Here is a 5,995-nt window from a genome sequence, read left to right on the forward strand (position 1 = left end):
TTATAGATATTTTCCTGTAATACTATTGGCATTATTCTTTACTGATTGAGGGGTGCCTTGTGCTACGATTCTTCCGCCTGCGGCACCGCCACCGGGACCCATATCGATAATATAATGAGCATTGCGAATGACGTCTAAATCGTGTTCAATCACTATCACGGTAGCTCCTAAGCTAAGGAGGCTCTGAAAAACACCGAGCAGCACACGTACATCTTGCGGGTGTAGCCCTATGGTGGGTTCATCAAATACGAAAACGGTATCGCTCTGTCCTTTACCCATTTCGCTGGCTAACTTAAGGCGTTGGGCTTCTCCGCCTGAAAGCCCTGGGGTATCTTCGCCAAGCGACAAATAGCCTAATCCTAACTGTTGTAACACTTGTAGTTTTTGATTTACTAACTTCAAATCGGTAGTTACCTCTATTACTTGGTCTATACTCATACTCATCAGCTGGGGTAGACTGTATTTTTCGCCATTCTTGGCGGTGCGAAATACTTTATAGGCTTCGCGCTTGTACCTGCTCCCTTTGCAATCAGGGCACACAATATCAACATCGGGGAGGAACTGCACATCTAAGGATATTTGCCCTGTGCCGTCGCAGATAGGGCAACGGAGGTCGCCTGTATTGTAGGAGAAGTCGCCTGCCTTATAGCCGCACTGTTTGGCATCGAGGGTTTTGGCGTAAATCTTACGGAGTTCGTCGTGAATACCGGCATAGGTAGCTACCGTAGAGCGAACATTGATACCTATAGGGGTAGCATCGATGAGCTTTACCTGACGAATACCTTCTGCTTTTACCGATTTGATGTGCTGAGGTAATTTCTTCCCCATAGCGTTTGCCTCTAAAGCGGGAATTAGGCTCTCTAACACTAAAGTAGTTTTGCCTGAGCCCGAAACCCCTGTAACTACTGTAAGTCTCCCCTTTGGAAATTCGACTTCTAAAGGGTGTACGGTGTGTATAGCATCGGTAGAGAGGTGTATGTTTCCCATAGAAAAGAGTTCGTTTTTTGGGAGTTCTGCTGGCAGTTTGCTCTCTTGCGATAAGTAAGGTGCTATTACCGATTCCTTATTTTGTGTTATTTCATCTACCGTTCCTTGTGCGATGACGGTTCCGCCATTAGTCCCTGCGCCTTTGCCCATTTCTACAATCTCATCGGCGTGAGTAAGTACTTGGGTATCGTGGTCTACCAATATCACCGAATTGCCGTCGGCTATGAGGTCGTCCATCACCCCTGTTAAGCCTTTGAGGTTGTGAGGGTGTAGCCCGATAGAGGGTTCGTCTAACACATAGAGTACCCCAGTAGTGCGGTTGCGTACAGCGCGTGCAAGCTGTACGCGCTGGCGTTCGCCAGTGGAAAGGGTAGCTGCTGCACGGTCTAAGGAGAGGTATCCCAAGCCTAAATCGATGAGGCGGTGGGCGGTATCGGTAAAGGCTTCGCAGATGTTTTTAGCCATTGGGCGCATAGCTTCTTCTAATGAATCGGGGACGCCTGCTACCCAAACCATTAACTCATCGAGCGTCATAGCCGTAGCTTGGTCTAAGCCAATGCCCCTAAGGCGTGGGGCACGTGCCGCTGGAGAAAGCCTTGTGCCGCGGCAGTCGTGGCAAACGTCTTCTTTTAGGAACTTCTCGAGGCGTTTCATTCCGCTATCGTCTTTTACCTTAGCCAAAGCGTTTTGTACGCTATACACAGCACTGTAGTAAGTAAAATCCATTTCGGCAGTTTGTCCTGTTTTGGGGTTTAGGTAGAATATATGTTTCTTTTCAGCAGGCCCGTGGTAGACTATTTCTTTTTCTTCGGGGGTTAAATCCTTGAAAGGCACATCGGTACGCACGCCCATTTCGCGGCATACATCTTTCATAAGTGACCACATCAGGGTGCCCCATACCACTACTGCTCCTTCGTCGATAGTGAGGTTTTGATCGGGGACTAACTTGCTTTCGTCTACCGTTCTGACGGTTCCTATTCCGCCACAGGTAGGGCAAGCCCCACGACTGTTGAAAGCTAAATCTTCAGCCCCAGGTCCGTAGAAATGTTCGTGGCACTCGGGGCAGGTGATTTCTTGCATAGCTGCTACAGCAAACGAAGGTTTTACATAGTGTCCGTTAGGGCAACAGTGATTGGCAAGCCTTGAGAACATCAGGCGGAGGCTGTTGAGCAATTCGGTCATTGTGCCGAAAGTACTGCGGATACCAGGTACCGTAGGGCGCTGGTGCAGTGCTAAGGAGGCTGGCACGTAGCGCACGTCGTCTACCTCAGCGCGTTCGGCTTGCGTCATTCGTCGTCTTGTGTAGGTAGAAAGCGATTCTAAGTATCTTCGTGAGCCTTCGGCATAGAGAACTCCTAAGGCAAGAGATGATTTGCCAGAGCCCGATACGCCTGCAATCCCTACAATCTTATTGAGGGGTATATCGACGTCTATATTCCTGAGGTTATGTATTTTAGCCCCTCGAACTTCAATATTTTTGGGGCGTTTAGGTTTTTCTTTTTTCATAGTTGTCATTATTTTACTAATTTGTTTTTCTGTGAAGAAGCTACTAAATCATACGATTGTTTTACATAAGCCTTGATTTTATCATCGGGCATATCTTCATTGAAACGGATACCCACCCAATACTTTTTGCTTAGGTTAAAAGGGGCTTCTACTGCCTGATAATTTGCTTTGAGTTGTTCTATCTCATCGGGGTTGCATTTGAGCGTGCATTTGTCAAACTTATTGATATCAAAGAAGCAAAACATCTTTGTACCCACATAAAAAACTAAGATTGAATCAGCATTTTTAAAGAACCCCGAAAAGGGCATTTTCTCATACGTATCAGGCAGGGATAGGCAAAAGTCTCTAAATTCTTCTATATTCATAGTGTGAGCCCCACGGGCAGTTTAGGGTTTATAATTGATATTAGCTTTTTTAAGGTCTCACTTGAAAAGTTCTAAAGCAATATGTGCACACGCCTCGGCATCGGCTAAGGCGTGGTGATGTTGCTTGAGTTCAAAGCCAAAATAAGCGGATACGGTGTTTAGCTTGTGATTCACAAGCTGAGGGAGGAGTTTACGCGCTTTTCGGCAGGTGCAAAAGAAAGGATTAGTATGCTGTGGAAGCTTGTAATAAGCTAATACAGCCCGCAAACAGCCTTCATCAAACATACTATTGTGAGCTACAAGGGGTAAATCTTTTATTTTTGGCAATATTTCTGCCCATACTTCGGGGAAGAGCGGTGCTTTTTCGGTGTCGCGCTGTGAAAGACCGTGTATTTGGGTATTGAAATAACTATAAAAGTTTGGTGCAGGTTTAATCAGTTGGTAATAAGTATCGACAATCTCGTTGTTTTCTACAAAAACAAGTCCGATACTGCATACACTACTGCGGTATTGGTTGGCGGTTTCAAAGTCTAAGGCTGCGAAAGTGTTCATTTAGGTAACAAGTAAAGTCAGTGTTTATATTGAACTCACGTTATTTAAGTTGTTTTTTCATCCATTGACTTACCTCGGTGGCGGGGATATCTTCTTGGTTAGAGAAAACGTGATCGGCTTTTGGGATGATTATTAATTCGGCGTTTTTGTAGAAATACAAAAGATATTCACTATACGAGTAAGGTACGGCTCTATCACCTGTTCCGTGAATGATTTTTACCTTTCCTTTGTAACGCTTAGCGGCCTCAAAAGGCTTTATGCGTTGCCCTGAAAGAATATAGTCCTTGCCTACGGTAATTTTGCCTGAGAAGAGGCTCACCTTATCGGGTACATTTAGGGGGTCGAAGGTAGTGCCAAAAAAAGACCCTTGTAACATATTATCGTGAATGATAACTGCTGGAGCTAGCATTGCTACTGCCTTGATTTTGCTCTTGCCGAGTTCTGAACTGAGCAATATTGAGATCAGCCCTCCTTGTGAATGGCCATAGATGCCTATTTTACTCACAAAAGGCAGTTGTTCAACATACTGAACAATACGGCGCGCATCTTCTAATTCGTTATCGAGGCTCATTTTCTCGAAGTCGCCATCGCTTTTCCCGTGTCCGTTGAAGTCGAAACGCACAGAAGCAATACCTTCTTTGGCAAGGGTTTCGGCTATAGTGATGTTTATTTTCTCGTTGATATTTCCAGTAAAACCGTGAAACATAATCACCACGGGGATTTTCTTTTGGTTAAAATTGTCGGGAGTAGTAAGCACCCCTCGGAGTTTGCCTATCGCACCTTGTATTTCTATGGGTTCAGTTTTGGCATTAGCCCCAAAAAACGTCGTTAAGAACAATAAAGTCAATACTTTTTTCATCTTATCTGATATTTAGTGTTTATTATTTTACGGGGACTATATAGTTATCCATTTGAAATGACTCTGTGATAAATAATGAGAGTTCAACGTAAGTAATTATAAAAAAAACAGCAAAGTATTTTAATCTTCCACAAAACCAGCGAGTTGGCGCTGCTGGGTAATGTGGAAGATAAATTTTCACGAAATTGACAATTTTACGTTTACTAATTTTGAAGACTACTTTTTCAATCGTTTGAAAACAAAGCGGGTGATAAAAAGCCCTGTAGAATCGTCTTTACCTGAATTACTTTCTACACCACTGGTAACAAAGGCGAGCTCCCATCCTTCTTCACTCATTGCATTGAGTTTGGAAGTGATAAGGGCATCGTTGGCAGCGATATTCTGAAAGCGAATCCCTCCGAGGTTAAAGAAGTTTAGCAACTTGGTTTCGTCAAAACCTTTGACACGAATCTCATCACGGTCGCTTTTGTTACGTTCATCCCCGTCTTCGGAGCGGGTGGTGGTAAAATCTTTGTAATTGCGCTCATCGTTAGTTGAGATCAAACGAGAACGACCGATTCCATAAGGTACGACCGATTCTACAGCAGTTACTACTTTAAATTCGTAGGTTTGTGCTGTAGCTACAAAGCCCACAAGGGCTAAACAGAATAAAAAAATCTTTTTCATTGGATTTGTATTTGATGATTTAGGGGCAAAGATACGAAAATAATTAGCAAATTAGTTAATGCGCACTACTACTTTGCCATAACCTGCACTACTTTCAACATATTGATGAGCAGCAACTATTTCTTCTAAGGCAAATACTTTTTCGGGAGCAACGGGTACATCGTGTTCGTCAATATAAGCAAATAACTGGGTAATCTTTTCGGCATTTACACTACCTGAATAGAAAGTGGTAAGATAGGCATTGTGCAAGAGGTCGCGAGTAGGGTCAAAGTCCTCTAAATACCACTTACCGCCTAAAAGTCCTGTAGCACAGATGATGCCATATTCTTTTATATGGGTAAATGAATCCTTAATACTCGCAGGTCCCACCAACTCTAATATTTTATCAAAACACTCATCGGTAGCCAAAACGTTATCATTATCGGCGATAATAGCATCGTAACCCAACCCCAAGAGTACAGCTGTTTTCTCAGTGTTATTACCTCTGATAGAACCTACTACCCTCAGCGTAGGGTATTGAGCTTTTACCAATCGTAAAAAAGCAATGCCTACCCCACTGGCAGCAGCACGCACCAGTACAGTATCGGTGGGTTTGATTTGTAGATTCTGCATAGAGCCAAAAGCAGTGTAGTAGGTTTCGGGTACCGCAGCAAGTTCCGCCCAACTCAGTGTAGTGGTTATGGGGTATACTTGTCCGTTGGGCAAAAGGGTATATTCGGCATAACTGCCGTCAAAAGCTCTACCCATTTCACCCATTAGCGAAACAACAGTCTGCCCTTTTTGCAAAGTAGGACTGGTAGTAGCTTCCACTACCCCTACACACTCAATGCCTAAGATACGCGGAAAAATAACCGAAGGTGAGTGCCCTTGCCGCGTGAATATCTCCGAACGGTTGATGCCAAAGCCTTTTACTTTTACTAACGTCCACCCCTCTTTGAGTGTTGGGATAGGGCGTTCTTCTAACTGTAATTGTTGGGCATCGCCCGCTTTGTAAATAACGATAGCTTTCATTTTTATAAATTATTAATTAACGTGAGTTCGACGTAAGTAATTACTTAAC

General features: G+C 43.9%; 6 protein-coding genes. All 6 read right to left on the reverse strand.

Annotated features, from left to right (window positions below):
* The gene (locus HMPREF9073_RS11215) at positions 1-2,493 is read right to left on the reverse strand and encodes an excinuclease ABC subunit A (protein WP_034555850.1); all 2,493 of its coding nucleotides are present in this window, start codon (positions 2,491-2,493) and stop codon (positions 1-3) included.
* A gap of 8 nt (positions 2,494-2,501) precedes the next feature.
* Complete coding sequence (locus HMPREF9073_RS11220; RefSeq protein WP_009413885.1) at positions 2,502-2,858, reverse strand: MmcQ/YjbR family DNA-binding protein; 357 nt, start codon at positions 2,856-2,858, stop codon at positions 2,502-2,504.
* Positions 2,859-2,915: 57 nt separating this feature from the next.
* Positions 2,916-3,410 carry a 3'-5' exonuclease gene (locus HMPREF9073_RS11225; RefSeq protein ID WP_009413886.1) on the reverse strand — a complete coding sequence of 165 codons (495 nt, stop codon included), beginning with the start codon at positions 3,408-3,410 and terminating at the stop codon, positions 2,916-2,918.
* A gap of 40 nt (positions 3,411-3,450) precedes the next feature.
* Positions 3,451-4,269: an alpha/beta hydrolase gene (locus HMPREF9073_RS11230; protein WP_009413887.1), complete on the reverse strand. Its 819-nt coding sequence runs from the start codon at positions 4,267-4,269 to the stop codon at positions 3,451-3,453.
* A 216-nt stretch (positions 4,270-4,485) separates the two neighbouring features.
* On the reverse strand, positions 4,486-4,935 hold the full coding sequence (locus HMPREF9073_RS11235; protein ID WP_009413888.1) for a hypothetical protein: 450 nt from the start codon (positions 4,933-4,935) through the stop codon (positions 4,486-4,488).
* 51 nt (positions 4,936-4,986) lie between these two features.
* Positions 4,987-5,946: a quinone oxidoreductase gene (locus tag HMPREF9073_RS11240; protein WP_009413889.1), complete on the reverse strand. Its 960-nt coding sequence runs from the start codon at positions 5,944-5,946 to the stop codon at positions 4,987-4,989.
* Between the last annotated feature and the right edge of the window lie 49 nt (positions 5,947-5,995).

This window comes from Capnocytophaga sp. oral taxon 326 str. F0382, from assembly GCF_000318295.1.
GTDB classification, from domain to species: Bacteria; Bacteroidota; Bacteroidia; order Flavobacteriales; family Flavobacteriaceae; genus Capnocytophaga; species Capnocytophaga periodontitidis.